This is a genomic window from Marinirhabdus gelatinilytica, from assembly GCF_003353425.1.
Lineage (GTDB): Bacteria > Bacteroidota > Bacteroidia > Flavobacteriales > Flavobacteriaceae > Marinirhabdus > Marinirhabdus gelatinilytica.
This window is the reverse complement of the sequence record NZ_QRAO01000001.1, coordinates 384,303-399,293: the sequence shown is the minus strand read 5'-3', so window position 1 is coordinate 399,293 and position 14,991 is coordinate 384,303. Positions and strand designations below refer to the sequence as shown.

The 14,991-nt window shown below is 41.9% G+C and carries 12 protein-coding genes; 3 read left to right on the top strand and 9 right to left on the bottom strand.

Translation table 11 applies throughout. The annotated features are described in order from the left end of the window. Positions 1-31: 31 nt before the first annotated feature. The 3 genes from mnmG to C8D94_RS01780 form a co-directional block, all read right to left on the bottom strand. Positions 32-1,903 carry a tRNA uridine-5-carboxymethylaminomethyl(34) synthesis enzyme MnmG gene (gene mnmG, locus C8D94_RS01790; RefSeq protein WP_115122190.1) on the bottom strand — a complete coding sequence of 624 codons (1,872 nt, stop codon included), beginning with the start codon at positions 1,901-1,903 and terminating at the stop codon, positions 32-34. 111 nt (positions 1,904-2,014) lie between these two features. Continuing rightward, positions 2,015-2,431, bottom strand: coding sequence for an rRNA maturation RNase YbeY (ybeY, locus tag C8D94_RS01785; RefSeq protein WP_115122189.1), 417 nt, complete (start codon positions 2,429-2,431; stop codon positions 2,015-2,017). Beyond that, positions 2,424-5,906: a DUF4175 family protein gene (locus C8D94_RS01780; protein WP_115122188.1), complete on the bottom strand. Its 3,483-nt coding sequence runs from the start codon at positions 5,904-5,906 to the stop codon at positions 2,424-2,426. The genes ybeY and C8D94_RS01780 overlap by 8 nt, the downstream gene beginning before the upstream one ends. A 107-nt stretch (positions 5,907-6,013) precedes the next feature. Here C8D94_RS01780 and C8D94_RS01775 point away from each other — a divergent pair, with 107 nt between their 5' ends. Continuing rightward, positions 6,014-7,060, top strand: coding sequence for an alkane 1-monooxygenase (locus tag C8D94_RS01775; protein WP_115122187.1), 1,047 nt, complete (start codon positions 6,014-6,016; stop codon positions 7,058-7,060). Between the two features lie 14 nt (positions 7,061-7,074). Here C8D94_RS01775 and C8D94_RS01770 read toward each other — a convergent pair whose 3' ends face one another. Continuing rightward, entirely contained in the window at positions 7,075-8,538 is a 1,464-nt protein-coding gene (locus C8D94_RS01770) for a T9SS type A sorting domain-containing protein (protein ID WP_115122186.1), read from the bottom strand. Between the two features lie 89 nt (positions 8,539-8,627). Here C8D94_RS01770 and gltX point away from each other — a divergent pair, with 89 nt between their 5' ends. Beyond that, complete coding sequence (gltX, locus tag C8D94_RS01765) at positions 8,628-10,139, top strand: glutamate--tRNA ligase (protein WP_115122185.1); 1,512 nt, start codon at positions 8,628-8,630, stop codon at positions 10,137-10,139. 40 nt (positions 10,140-10,179) lie between these two features. Here gltX and C8D94_RS01760 read toward each other — a convergent pair whose 3' ends face one another. Continuing rightward, on the bottom strand, positions 10,180-10,857 hold the full coding sequence (locus C8D94_RS01760; protein ID WP_115122184.1) for a porin family protein: 678 nt from the start codon (positions 10,855-10,857) through the stop codon (positions 10,180-10,182). A gap of 82 nt (positions 10,858-10,939) precedes the next feature. Here C8D94_RS01760 and C8D94_RS01755 point away from each other — a divergent pair, with 82 nt between their 5' ends. Continuing rightward, entirely contained in the window at positions 10,940-11,932 is a 993-nt protein-coding gene (locus tag C8D94_RS01755) for an SPFH domain-containing protein (RefSeq protein WP_115122183.1), read from the top strand. 87 nt (positions 11,933-12,019) lie between these two features. Here C8D94_RS01755 and C8D94_RS01750 read toward each other — a convergent pair whose 3' ends face one another. From C8D94_RS01750 to C8D94_RS01735, 4 genes are all read right to left on the bottom strand, one after another. Further along, on the bottom strand, positions 12,020-12,265 hold the full coding sequence (locus C8D94_RS01750) for a DUF6327 family protein (protein ID WP_115122182.1): 246 nt from the start codon (positions 12,263-12,265) through the stop codon (positions 12,020-12,022). Further along, the gene (locus C8D94_RS01745) at positions 12,262-12,681 is read right to left on the bottom strand and encodes a phage holin family protein (RefSeq protein ID WP_115122181.1); all 420 of its coding nucleotides are present in this window, start codon (positions 12,679-12,681) and stop codon (positions 12,262-12,264) included. Before C8D94_RS01745 ends, C8D94_RS01750 begins: the two co-directional genes overlap by 4 nt. Before the next feature lie 2 nt (positions 12,682-12,683). Beyond that, positions 12,684-13,061, bottom strand: coding sequence for a YtxH domain-containing protein (locus tag C8D94_RS01740; RefSeq protein WP_115122180.1), 378 nt, complete (start codon positions 13,059-13,061; stop codon positions 12,684-12,686). 231 nt (positions 13,062-13,292) lie between these two features. Further along, on the bottom strand, positions 13,293-14,972 hold the full coding sequence (locus C8D94_RS01735; RefSeq protein WP_115122179.1) for a glutamine--tRNA ligase/YqeY domain fusion protein: 1,680 nt from the start codon (positions 14,970-14,972) through the stop codon (positions 13,293-13,295). Positions 14,973-14,991 lie beyond the last annotated feature (19 nt).

Sequence of the window (14,991 nt, the reverse complement as noted above, 5' to 3'; positions counted from 1 at the left end):
GGTTTTACATCGTTCCACGTGAAACAACTCTCTAGCGCCCCATATACACTAACATCACAGAAATATCATTTGGAGAAACTCCGCTAATTCGGCTTGCTTGGGATATTGTTGCAGGCTGTATTGCCTTTAGTTTTTCACGAGCTTCATAAGAAAGTGACTTAAGTTTTGAGTAATCGAAATTCTTCGGGATTTTAATTCCCTCTAGCCTATTAAGTTTATCGGCATTGTTTTTTTCCTTAGCGATATATCCAGCATATTTTACCTGTATTTCGGTTTGCTGCAGTTCTTCGAACGTGAGATCTTTGTCTTGCACATAGTCTTCAACTGCATCAATCTTTCGCATATCTTCCATGGTAATTTCAGGACGTGAAAATAACTTGAACATTTTATCGCTTTGGCTCACTGTAGCTGAGTTTTTAGACTCCAGGATAGGATTTGCTTCGGTATGCGAAACGCTTGTGTTCTTAAAAAATTGGACAAACGCTCCCGCGTTTTCTTTCTTCTTCTCCATTTTCTTGAGACGTTCTTCAGATGCCAACCCTAATTTGTACCCCTTAGGAGTTAGCCTGAAATCTGCATTATCTTGACGCAAAAGAGTTCTATATTCTGCACGAGAAGTAAACATCCTATACGGTTCTTCTGTTCCCTTCGTGATTAAATCATCTATCAAGACACCTATGTATGCTTCATCTCTGTTCAAGATAAAAGGCTCTTTTTCTTGCACCTTTAAGCTAGCGTTGATTCCTGCCATTAGACCCTGAGAAGCTGCTTCTTCATATCCTGTAGTCCCATTGATTTGGCCTGCAAAATACAAGCCATCTACCAATTTAGTCTCTAATGTATGTAGTAATTGAGTGGGTGGGAAATAGTCATATTCTATAGCATAGCCAGGACGAAAGAATTTTACATTCTCAAAACCATCACATTCACGAAGGGCTTTAAATTGTACATCCTCTGGTAGAGAGGTAGAAAAACCATTTATATAATACTCAACCGTGTTCCATCCTTCTGGTTCAACAAAAAGTTGATGCCTGTCCTTATCTGCAAATCTATTGATCTTGTCCTCAATCGAAGGACAATACCTAGGGCCAACACTTTTAATGGCACCGTTGAACATGGGCGACCTGTCAAAACCTTCACGGAGCAAATCATGCACTCGTTCGCTAGTGTAGGACATATGGCAAGGACGCTGTTTGGTGAGTGGTTTGGTACAATCCAGGAAGGAAAATTTCTGAGGATTTTCGTCACCAGGCTGTAGGATCATTTTTGAAAAATCAAGGGACCTCCCATCTACGCGCGGTGGGGTTCCAGTTTTCATTCGGCCAGACTCAAAACCTAGCTCGACAAGATCCTTGGTGATTCCTGTAGCGGCTCTTTCGCCAGCACGGCCACCACCAAATTGTTTTTCGCCTATATGAATAAGTCCGTTTAAAAAGGTTCCGTTGGTAAGCACTACGGTTTTAGATCGTACCTCAAGACCTAGGGAAGTCTTAACGCCAACTACTTTTCCTTTTTCAGTAACAATGCCCGAAACCATTTCTTGATAAAAATCTAGGTTTTCCGTTCTTTCGAGCATGTTTCGCCAATCTTCAGCAAACCGCATACGATCACTTTGTACCCTGGGGCTCCACATGGCAGGGCCCTTGGACATGTTGAGCATCTTGAACTGTATCGCAGAAGTATCTGAAACTATCCCGCTATAACCTCCAAGCGCATCGATCTCGCGTACTATCTGACCCTTTGCAATACCACCCATAGCAGGATTGCATGACATTTGCGCAATATTCTGCAAATTCATGGTAATAAGCAAAGTTTTAGAACCCATATTAGCAGCAGCAGCAGCAGCTTCAGAGCCCGCATGACCACCGCCTACAACTACAACGTCATATTCTTTTTCGAACATATATTTAAAATTGTTCCACGTGAAACATTCACGTTAAATTTAAGTTTGCAAAGATACGTAAATAACTGTAAACCAAGCAGTTAAAAACATAATTTATTGACAATCAGCATACTATACAAAGTTTCTATTGTTTAGTGCTTCATTTTCTGCATTACGCATTGCTTTGCTTTCTCCTGTAGTTTTATCCTTGAATCCACAAAGGTGGAGAATTCCGTGGATGAGAACTCTGTGGAGTTCGGTTGTAAAGTCAGTATCAAATTCAGTAGCATTTTCAGAGACACGTTCGGTAGAAATATATATTTCACCGTTGATTAATTTTCCTAGCGAATTATCGAATGTAATAATATCGGTAAGGGTGTCGTGGTCCAAAAACTGAACATTTAATTTGTGGAGATAGTCATCGTCACAAAATATGAAAACAAGCTCTCCTTCCTCAAAACCACGTTGGGAAATTTGTGAAGAGATCCAATTGGAGACTTCTGCCGTATTGTTTAATTTAAAATTGTTCTCAGAATAAAACTCAATCATTGTCTTGTTTAAAATATTCCTTTACACGCTCTTTATATTTTGGCTTTAACGGTAGTGCTTCTCGATTTAAAATTTCAGTGGTGTTGAAATACTTTTTAATCTCTTCTTGGGTTGTACGAAGTGTGTTTTGAAATTCAGTATGGTTTGTGGTAGATTCCCTACGGCTCTCTTGGCCTTGTTCGAAATCTGCTTTGTCCAGTTTCAACAACTCGTATTGTAGGTTAAGCATTTTCTCCAAGGTACGCTCGTTAAAACCTTTGTCCAACAATTGCTGTTCTACGCCTTCCATTTGTTTCAGCAATTCTCCCCCCCTGCCGTTTAGGCCTTCTTTGCTCAACCTATCCTGCAATTGCTGGCGTAGTTGCTGTTGTTGTTTGTAAATTTCGTACAGCTCACCATTTAAATCCTCGTTATACCCCTCACCGTCACCATTCTCTCCGTCGCCATCTTTGTTTCCTTTTCCGTTGTTGCCGTCGCCGCCCTCACCATCACCTTCTCCTTGGCCCTGTCCCTTTCCATCGCCAGATTGTCCGGAACGACCGTTTTCTCCTTGTGACCCACTAGACTCTCCGGATTGTCCCTCGCCGCTCTGGCCTTGACCGCTCTCACCCTCATTACCTCCTTCGCTTTTTCCTTTTTGCTTGCCCATCCCCTCTTTCATCTGTTGGGTGAGACTTTCTTGTTTTTTAATGATGTCTGGCAACTGGAACCCTTGTCCCTGTCCCTGTCCCTGCCCTTGTCCCTGGCCCTGGCCCTGGCCTTTACCTTGGCCCATAGCCTGCATTTGGTTTTGCATATTGTTAAGTGCCTCACTCAACATAATGGCAAGTTCATTGGCGCCGGTAACAGTATATTGTTGGCTACTCAAGCCTTGCCGCATTTGGTTTTCGGCAAGACGTTCCAGGGATTTATCTAGGTTGAACTGAATATCCGTTAATGAAGAATTTATTTTTTCGCTTATCATTGGGTTGCGTAACGAAAGTGCAAAGATACTGTCGTCAATGTGTTGAAAATTAAGTTTTAAATCGTTCTGGATATTCAGTTTTTTTCCGAAGACAGGGTTACCGTAATCAGTGATCTTGAACTGTTCCAAGAGATCCTCTTGTTCAAAAGAGAATACTACTAGATTGTCGAGTATCTGCCGGAGCATCTCGGCATCTTCTTGTATGGTTTCACCTGCCATAGCCTGCATCTGTGCCTGCATTTGCTGGCCCATTTGTTTCATCTTTTCGCCTGCATTCTTTTGGTTTTTCTTAGCATCCTGCTTGTTCTGTTGCCCAAGGTTATCGGTTGCTTTTTGTTGCTCCTGCTTTACTTCTTCCTCCTTCTTTTCGTCATTGGGGATTTCCATGGGTTCTTTTAAACCTTGGTTTTCTTTTTGGAGCTCGTCCATTTCCTTTTGGTATTCCTCAAACTTCTTGTTGAGTTCTTCCTGTTTTTCCTTTGTGTTCTCATCTTCGGGAGCATCGGCAACTTTTTCTTGCTCTTCACCCAGCTTATAGATTTCTTCGGCAAGCTTTTCAGCTTTTTTTGTTACGTAGTACCGCTTGGTAAGCTCTAATAGTTGCTCGAGGTTCTTTTCTTGGTTTTTGTTTTGCTTGGAAAGATTTTCCAGTTTTTCAGTAAGTTCCTCTTTGTTTATTTTCTCTTGGAGCTTTTCCAGTTCTTCCAACAGTTTTTCGTTTTCCTGGATGCGCTCTTCATTTTCTTCCAACCGCTTTTCAAGTTGTTCCTTAAAAGGGTCTTTTTCTTCTTTTTCGGGTTGAAAATTCTCGAGGTTCTCTTTCAGTTCTTCTGAAAACTTCTTCATCATCTCTTCTTGCTGCTTTTGGCGTTTGATGAAGTTCTCGAGTTTTTTCTTGTCGTTCCAGTTGAGTTCCTTTTTCTCTTTCTGAAGTTTTGAAAGCTCCTCAAGTGTTTTTTCCTGCTCTTTCATATCCTGGAGCGTCTTGTCCATTCCCTTAATGGATTTGTCCTGATTTTGAAGTTGCTCTTTCTCCTCTTCGTCCTTTGTTAATTTCCTGAAAGAATAAACGCCAGACTTGCTGGATTTATAGTTGTGGATGGCGTCGTTATCAAACACTTCAAAATAGTACTCGTACGCAACACCCTCTTCCAGCGGGAAATCGCCAGGAAAGGTGTACACAAACTGGTCTACCGTTGTTTTATTTACAGGCAGTATTTCTGTTCTCCTTGCCTTCTCTTCGCCTATAGGGAAATAGACAAGGCGTAGTTTGCTCAAGCCGTAATCGTCGCTCACACGGCCCAAAAAGTAGGTTAGTTGGCTATCTGTACTGTCCTGCTTGGACTCCACCTCAATTTCTGGATAAGCATCTCTCACAACACCCAATGTGAAGGAAAGGTTTTCGTATTCCTTCAAAAAATTATTGGATGTGGTAATGGCGTAATCAAGCTTTCGGTACACCCCTTTGTTGTAAGTAAACTTTTGGTCTTCTTCTGTAAAGGAATAGGCGCTATCTTTTGTTTTCAGGTTTACTTGTTCTGTATTTTTGGTATGTACCCTCCAAGTTACGCGTGTGCCTTCGGGAATGGTTGCATTACCCGTACTTTTAAGGGTTTCGTCTCGCTTTCCTGTATACGCAGGATAATCCAGCACCATTTCAAAAGAGACCAGGGACGGGGTCTTGAGAACATCTAAATTATATGTTTTGCTTGTTACCTTATTGGCTGCCAGCTTAAAATCGATAGGCTCCACTGGCTGCGCAAAAGTGTACTCGAACACCCCAGGGGCATTCTGTTTTAGGTAATAAGTTTCGTTATTATATTCAATGCTGGCGTTTTCTGGAATTGCTTTGCCTTCGGTTCTGATCTGAAGTGTAAAAGGCTTGTTCTCAACTGCTGTTAAATCGTCGTTCACAATGTAAAAAGCAAATGGCGCAGGCGGTTCGTAAGCCGTTTCATAGTTTACAACACGCTCATAGCTGCTGCTGAAGGTATCCTCCTCCCCAAAAAAATTGAACAAAAGAAAAACAACCACTGGTATAACAGCATATTTGAGATACTTAACGTTTTTCTTAAAGTTGACCGCGGTGGTAAAAGGGACGGGTTGCAGCTCATCTGCCTTTTGGTCTATACTGGCGGCAAGGAGTTCGCTTTCGCGGTAGTTTTGGTTCAATTGTATAACGTTGAGCAACTTGTCGTTCACGTTTGGGAAGTGGTTTCCAATGATCTTGGCAGCTTCCTCCTGTGTGATCCCGCTTTGTAACTTAAAGAGTTTCGCAAGCGGAAACGCAATGAAGCGTACAAAGAGCCCCAGTTCTACGGTTACGAACATCCAAAACAGCACGGTACGGCCCAATGGGCTTAGCCACAAAAAATATTCAACCAACAACGTAATCAAGAAATACAGCAACCCTATCGAAAAAAATAGGATAGCACCCTTGATCAACTCATTGGTGTAGTATTTTTTTATAAATTGTTCCAGCTTTTGCTGGATGATCTTGAATGTGCTCATAGGTTCGGTATAACCTTTAACTTGTAATGTACCATTTTATTTCGTTGAAACGGAATTCAACGCAATGCTTTGTAAACTTATCAAAAATAAGTCCAAAATATAAGATTATGAAAGACTTAAAATATCTTGCTGCCTATTCCATACCATTAGCCGCCATTCTTGGACTTTACCTTAAAGGGAATTGGGTGTTTTTTACGCCTGTTTTTGCTTTTGTTATCATTCCTATTCTTGAGCTATTGTTGCCCGTTAAGACGGAAAACCTTAAAGCCGAAGAAATTTCAGAAAAACTGAAGAACCCTTTGTTCGATATTCTGCTATACCTCAACCTTCCATTGGTCTTTGGTATCGTGGGTTGGTTTCTATGGAGCATTACCCAGCACGATTACAGCACGGCAGAACGTATTGGACTTACGATCTCTGTTGGGATTGCTGTGGGCAGTAACGGTATAAATGTTGCCCACGAACTGGGACACCGAAAGACACAGTGGGAAAAGACTATGGCAAAAGTTTTACTGCTCCCGGCACTCTACCAACATTTTTATATTGAGCATAACTATGGTCACCACTTGCACGCAGCCACCAAAGAAGACCCAGCGAGCGCACGGTACAACCAAACGGTCTATTCGTTTTGGGTTACCTCCATGGTTAGGCAACATATAAACGCCTGGAGGATACAGCTAAACTTACTAAAACGTGGAAACGTGTCCTTTTTCAGCTTCAAGAACGATATGCTTTTTTACTCCCTGTCCCAACTTATATATCTGGGTGCTATTGCTTTTTTTCTTGGAATACCAATTGCCGGGATAGCACTGGCCATAGGGATTACCAGTGCCGTGCTTTTGGAAACGATTAACTATATTGAACATTATGGCTTAAGCCGTAAGAAGACCAAGAGCGGTCGTTACGAACGTGTGAGCGAAATACACTCTTGGAACAGCAACCACGTGATGGGGCGGGTTATCTTGTATGAGCTTACCCGCCATAGTGACCACCATTACAAATCGTCCAAGAAATATCAAATACTTGATTACCACGACATAAGTCCGCAAATGCCCTTTGGCTATCCCACTTCCATGTTGCTCTCATTGATACCTCCTTTATGGTTTGCTATTATGAACAAAAGGATTCCTGAGCAGATGAGGCCCGCTGTTTAGATCAAACAACGGAACTATCGTTTTACGACTATTCTAATGGTCTCTGAAATTTTTTCAGTAGAAACTTTTGCCAAATATACACCCGGGTCTAAGTTTTCTTCAATCTCAACCGTTTTTGCATTATAAAAATCACGAGTTAAGATGTCCTTGCCCAAAACATCTAAGATCTTTACTGTAATTCTAGCTTGATTATCAGAAAATTCAATATTAAATTTGCTTCGGTTTGGATTTGGATATAATTTAAATTGATAAGAAACAATATCTGGAGCGCTTAAAGATGATTGATTTTGATAAACCCATATATTACTTTCATCTCCGTTACCGTCATTTGGGTCACCTATTGCTAAAATGTTTCCTTCTGCATTTATTGCAACACTAAATCCAAAGAAATTTGTGTCACTAAAATCTGGGTCAATAATCGTTTCATTTATTTGTTGCCACTCGAAATCTTCAAATTTGTAGGTTAAAACTTGTGATCCGCCCGAGGCCTGAAAATCTGTCATGGTTACTATACCACCTAACCTATCTAGATCTATTGACCCGCCAAGAAAACTATTCGCTGTGCTCCCTTCAAATCGGCTCCCTTTTGTTTCCCAATCATTATTCACATATTCAAGTACTTCTACAAGTCCAACCTGTTGGGAGTTATCGTTTAAATGGGCCCAAGTTCCATACGCCACTACAGTTCCATCAAAATTTAATTTTACAGCGCTATTTCCCGGTTTGTTTGCCAGGCCAATTTTGTCATTGGCTTTAGCTCCTACTATAGCACCACCCTTTTGTTGCCAGTCATTTGCTTGATATTGATAAACTTTGATTTTTCCAGCATCAATAAAGCTTTCATCGCTGGAGGGGGCAGAAGCCACTATCGTATTTCCTGTTTGGTTGATTGCGACTGATGAACCAAACTGTTCTCCTGAGACATCCTCTTCAATTGTTTCTCCTTTCTGAAGCCACACATCATTACTAAGTTCAAATACCTTAATGTATCCGCTAGTAATTTTTCCCGCACCGGCTATAATATTGTTTCCGCTACCATCCATAGCTACAGATGCCCCAAAGCCATCTCCAATGGTATCCCCTGTAATATCCTGTCCCAATTGTACCCAAGAATTGTTTTGGAATTCAAATACTTTCAAAATTCCAAGGTCATTTGTAGGGCCTATACCAACAACAAATCTTGATCCATCACTGTTCATTGCTATGCTAGCAGAAGAATTGTTCCCAACGTAAAAAGGCACTATATCTCCAATATTTGTCCACCCCCCATTTTCATAACCTACAACACTTACTTTTTTTTCAAAACCTTCAGCAAATCGCAAATACGCTATTTTATCTCCTGTGTCATTTGTCGCTAAAGAATAGCCAATAGAATTATTGATGTTTTGTTCAGTAATAGTATTTCCATAAAATTCCCATTGACTAAAAGAAACAGTTGAAAACAACAAACAGCTACACAATAGAATTTCTCTTATCATAACAATAAATTTTAAGCGAAGATACTAAACCATAATTGAACACCTCTCATAGATTCTGTACCTTTGCACTCACATAAATTGATAGAACTATGACTCCAAAAGTGCGCGTACGTTTTGCTCCCAGTCCTACAGGACCCCTTCATATTGGTGGGGTACGGACGGCTTTGTTCAATTACCTGTTTGCCAAAAAGCACAATGGCGATTTTATATTGCGAATTGAAGATACAGACCAGACCCGATATGTTGAAGGTGCCGAAGAATATATAATCGAAGCTCTAAACTGGCTCAACATCCCAACAGACGAAGGTCCAGTGGCTGGTGGTGAGCATGGCCCATACCGCCAGAGCGAGCGTAAAGATTTGTACCGAAAATATGCAGACCAACTCATTGAAAGCGGAAATGCCTACTACGCATTTGATACTGCTGAAGCATTGGATGCACAGCGAAAAGAACATGAATCGAACGGAAAAACCTTTATCTACAATTGGCACAACCGCCTAAAACTGGACAATTCACTTGCTCTTTCCGAAGCTGAAACAAAAGCAAGGTTGGATGCCGGCCAGGACTACGTAATTCGGTTTAAAAGCCCACAGGATGAGACCCTACCCTTGACCGATATTGTTCGAGGCAATATGAAGATTGATACCAACGTCTTGGACGATAAGGTGCTTTTTAAGAGCGATGGGATGCCAACTTACCACTTGGCCAATATCGTGGACGACCATTTAATGCAGATCTCCCACGTTATCCGTGGTGAGGAGTGGTTGCCCTCTCTAGCGTTGCACGTGTTGCTGTATCGTGCCCTTGGCTGGGAGGCCCCGCAATTTGCCCACTTGCCATTATTAATGAAACCCGTGGGCAAAGGAAAGTTGAGCAAGCGCGATGGTGATAAAATGGGCTTTCCCGTATTCCCGCTACAATGGAAGACTGCCGATGGCGATATTTTTTCTGGTTATAGAGAAGATGGCTACCTCCCAGAAGCTGTGGTAAATATGCTCGCCTTTTTGGGCTGGAATCCAGGTACAGAGCAAGAAATCTTTAGTTTGGAAGCGTTGGTGGAGACTTTTGAGTTGGGGCGCGTGAACAAGGCTGGTGCCAAGTTCGATCCGGAGAAGACCAAGTGGTTCCAGAATCATTATTTACAACAAATGGATGAAGGGGTTTTAACTGCCCAATTCAACAAGTTTTTAGAAAACAAAGGGATGCGTCCAACAGTGAATGTTTCGGTGGTGGTGCCTTTGCTAAAAGAGCGTGCCACCTTTATTTCAGACCTGTGGGAACAGGGAAGTTTCTTTTTTGAAGCACCAAAGAGTTATGACGAAAAAGCTGCCAAGAAAGCATTCAAGGAAGAGACCCCGCAAATCCTCAACAAGGTGGTAGGGCTATTACACGGAACCGAAGACTTTACAGCTTCAAATATTTCAGAAAATGTAAAAGGATGGATTACCACCAATGAGATAGGCTTCGGAAAGGTGATGATGCCGTTGCGCCTTGCACTTGTGGGTGAAATGAAAGGTCCCGATGTGTTCGAGATTATTTCGATATTGGGGAAAGAAGAATCTGTTAGAAGGATCGAGGCAGCTGTTGGGTATATGAAATAGTGGGACTTGTCCCCGGCCAGTATGTATACTGCGAATAACTCTAAAAATAAACAACCGCCATTAATACAATGGTCGAGCTGTTGCCCTCAAAGTCCTCTCCACCGTTGGGTTTTTCAATATCGTTATCGTTCAGCCTCCCAAAAATGTTGGTAACCCCGTATTGGTATTGTGCAGAAAGCCTGAAATTTTCCAGTCCCACCGTTGCTCCGCCCATTACATGAAAGTTAATGGGGTTAATGTCCTCAATGTCCTGTGCGCGCAGTGTGGTATAGCCATCCAGCACATAATTTTCTAAACGTTCACTATCTACTTTCATTTTTCCGTTTACATTCAGGATGGGGCCAAACTCTAAGCTGAAATGGTGCTTTACGATATTATAGCTACCCAAAAAGTTGAGCTGTACATTGGGAATGGTGTAGGTTATGAATTGCCTTTCCGAAGGCGAATGAGCTAGATTAGAGCCTAAAATACCCACCTTATTGCTAAAAAATGTAAGTCCGTAAATCAAATCGAAACCCCCTCGAAAAGAGCCCCTCGTTGTAAAACCACCGGCAAAACCCGTTTGTTGCTCGGTCACAAAATGGGATGTATTAATATCGAAAAAAGAAATTCCTGCCTGGACACCCAAACGGTTGTATTCGTCATAATTTCGTTGGGCAACTACGCCGGTACAAATTACCAATGCAAGGGTAACAAAAACTGCTTTTTTGTGACTCATAGTGAGGTTACGGATTAAGGGGGCTAAAAATAGCTTTATTTTCGTATCTTCAACGGAATTATTCAACTAATATTTCAGCATTATGAGCGCATTCCTTATTTTATTGGTTCCTCTTGGAATTATCATTTTCTTCTTGTTGCTTTCTTCGTTTTTTGTGGTAAAGCAACAAACTGCAGCCCTTATTGAAAATTTTGGGCGCTTTAGCAGCATCCGCAATTCTGGACTTCAGTTTAAAATACCTGTGGTACAACGTATAGCGGGGAGGGTTAACCTAAAAATTCAGCAATTGGATGTTCTTGTCGAAACCAAAACAAAAGATGACGTATTTGTAAGGTTGAAGATTTCGGTACAGTTCCAAGTGATACGTGATAAGGTGTACGATGCTTTTTATAAACTTCAGAACCCACACGACCAGATTACCTCTTACGTGTTCGACGTGGTTCGTGCCGAGGTTCCCAAGATGAAACTGGACGATGTGTTTGAGCGTAAGGACGATATTGCCATTGCTGTAAAAGCCGAACTCAACGAAGCCATGAGCGATTACGGGTACGACATCATAAAAACCCTGGTGACCGATATTGACCCGGACGTACAGGTAAAAGCAGCCATGAACCGTATTAACGCTGCTGAACGTGAAAAAGTGGCCGCTGAGTACGAAGCAGAAGCCGAGCGTATCAAAATAGTGGCAAAGGCCCGTGCAGAGGCGGAGAGCAAGCGTTTACAAGGACAGGGTATTGCAGACCAACGACGTGAGATCGCGCGCGGACTGGAAGAAAGTGTAGATGTGCTGAACAACGTGGGCATAAACTCCCAAGAGGCCAGTGCCCTTATTGTGGTAACACAGCATTATGACACATTACAGAGCATAGGTGAAGAAACCAACACCAACCTTATTTTATTGCCCAACTCCCCACAAGCCGGAAGCAATATGCTGAATGATATGATCGCCAGTTTTGTGGCCAGCAACCAGATTGGCGAACAGATGAAAAAGACCAATGCTGCCAAGGGGATTACCAATAAGAAAACACGTAGAAAGCCACCTCCACCTCCAGCAGACGAGGATGTGCAGTTTTAAATACGTTGCTGTTTTAACCCAAAAACACAAAGCCCGATTTTTTTTTAAATCGGGCTTTGTGTTAAAATAGTGAATAGGTTCGTTTTTCTAGTTCTCCTTATACTTTTGTAGCAATCTCCCAATAGCAAAAGACGCCACGGGTGTTAATAGTTTAATAAGCACTGCGCTTGTGGCCATACCCCCTATTATGGCAGTTGCTATCTTTCCTGGGGTAACGCTCTCTTTGGTTTGGTGCAAGCTCAATTTTAGCTCTTCCCTGTCTATTTCAGACTGTAGCTTGGCTCGCTTTATATCCTGGTCCAACTCATCAAATGTATAGTACTTTTTCTTCATGGTAACTTTGTTTCGTTAAACTCTTCTAGGGAAACATCGTCCTCGAACATATGCTTTTCTTCCTCCATATCTTCTGTCACCAATTCTGAAAATTTTGAAAGTATGGCTTTGTCAATATGTTTTTTTCCGAAGAAAAGGAGAAGCAAAAACACAACAAGGTAAAACCCTCCAACAATAAAGAAACCGAACAACATGCTTTCCAGAATGCGGCCCAACCACATTGCAATCCCAAAAGAAAAGAACATTAGAAACAGCATAAAAATACCACCCAGTGCCAACATATTGATGAGCGAGGTGGATAGTTTCATGGCATGCTTAAAAAGGCGGAGCTTGTAATAGTCCGCCGAATTTTTAAGATATTCCTGTACTTTTTTTCCTGAGTCGTTCAGGTGTTGCGATAGGGTTTCAAATGCCATTCTTATGCAGTTGCTTTTTTGGCTTTAGTTTTTGTTTTTTCTACTATTGCTTCTTTTTGAAGCTTTGCGTTTTGCTTTCTAAGGGATTCCAGTTTGTCCTCCATAGCAAGTAGTATATCATCTGCTTTGTAGCTGGCTGAAGATAACGTGTCTTCCAATTTTTGTTCAAAGCTCAATCGTGCTTTTTGAGCTTTCTCATTAAGGTTGCTCGTGGTTTCCTTGATTTGCTTGTTAAGCCTCTTTTGCGCTTTCTTGGTCTCCTTGCCTATTTTATCTCTGGTCTTAGACCCCTTATCTGGTGCATATAAAATCCCTATTCCAGCACCTATGGCTGCTCCAGTTAATAATGCGAGTAGTGTTTGTCCTGTGTTTGATGCCATGTTTGTTGTTTTAATGTTATTAAATGTTGTTTGTAACAAAGATACTCCAACATAGCTCCAAGGCGTGTTAACAACCGGTTAATACCGAAATTACAAATGGTAAAGGTTTCTTAAAATGAACGGGTTACTGCCAATTTATCTTAAATATTTCAGAATTATGGGTGTCTAAATCTTAAAAGATTATTATTTGGCAAGATTATTATTTTTGAACAATCTCTAGTTGTTGAAATGTTATTCTTTCAATTTTGCCCAGGAGTCTCTCAGGGCAACTGTTCTGTTAAACACCTTTTTAGCCGAGGTTGAATCCCTATCTACCGTAAAGTAGCCCAGTCGCTGGAACTGCACCGTATCTTCTGGTTGTAGTTTTTCTAGGCTTGGCTCTGCATAGCCCGTAATAACCTCTAGGGAGTTCGGGTTGATAAATTCCATAAAGTCCTTATCCTTGTGGGTGTCTGGTGAGGCATCGGTAAACAAGCGATCGTACAAGCGTACCTCAACTGGCAATGCGTGATTTACGGATACCCAATGCAGCGTTCCCTTCACCTTTCTTAGCGACGCTTCGGTACCGCTACCGCTTTTACTATCGGTATCGTAAGAGCAATGTACTTCAACTATATTTCCGGCATCGTCCTTTATGGCTTTTTCGGCCTTTATGATGTATGCGTTCTTTAAACGCACTTCGCCCCCTAATTTGAGTCTGAAGAATTTCCGGTTGGCTTCTTCCTTAAAATCGTTTTGTTCAATATAGATTTCTCTGCTAAAGGGTACTTCCCTACTTCCCGCCGTATCGTCCCCAGGATTGTTTTCGGCTTCCAACCATTCTTCTTCACCTTCGGGATAGTTGGTTATAACCACCTTTAAGGGATCCAGAACGGCCATGACACGGTCTGCTTTTTTATTGAGGTCTTCCCGTACGTTAAATTCTAGGTGCGATACATCGATCAAGTTTTCACGTTTTCCCACACCAATGCTATCAGCAAAGTTTTTGATGGAATCTGGGGTGTATCCCCTTCTGCGCAGTCCCGAAATAGTGGGCATACGCGGGTCGTCCCAACCGTTTACAACACCTTCTTCAACCAGTTTTGCTAATTTACGCTTACTTACAACGGTATGGCTCAAGTTTCTACGGGCAAATTCTCGCTGCTTAGGGCGTAACTTGTCCTTTTCGTGCACTTGGTCCAAGAACCAATCGTAAAGCTCTCTATGGGGCAAAAACTCAAGTGTACAGAAGCTATGGGAGACCTGCTCTATATAATCACTCTCTCCATGTGTCCAATCGTACATAGGGAAAATCTTCCAATCTGTACCTGTACGGTGGTGGCTCTTGTGCAAAATCCGATACATTACAGGATCCCGCATGAGCATATTGCTAGAGGCCATATCTATTTTGGCGCGAAGCACATGAGAGCCTTCGGGAGCTTCTCCATTTTTCATTTGTTCAAAAAGCTCCAAACTTTCTGAAACCGGACGGTTTCTATACGGACTTTCCACACCCGGCTCGCTGGGGGTTCCTTTTTGTTGTGCAATGGCTTCAGAAGCTTGAGAGTCTACATACGCCTTGCCATCTTTTATCATTTGTACGGCCCAGTCGTACAGTTGTTGGAAATAATCTGAAGCATAACATTCGTTCGCCCACTCAAAGCCCAACCAAGAGACATCTTTTTTTATGGCATCTACAAATTCCTGTTCTTCCTTTGCTGGGTTGGTGTCGTCAAAACGCAGGTTTACGGGAGCCTTGTAGCGCAGTCCCAGACCAAAATTCAAACAGATGGATGATGCGTGCCCAATATGCAAATAGCCATTGGGCTCGGGCGGAAAACGGAATTGGAGGTCTTCTTTCGAGTAGCTTCCTTTTAGGTCTTCTTCTATTATATGCTCTATAAAATTGAGTGGTTCTTTTTCTTCTGTCATGGTATTTGTGTCTTCCCGA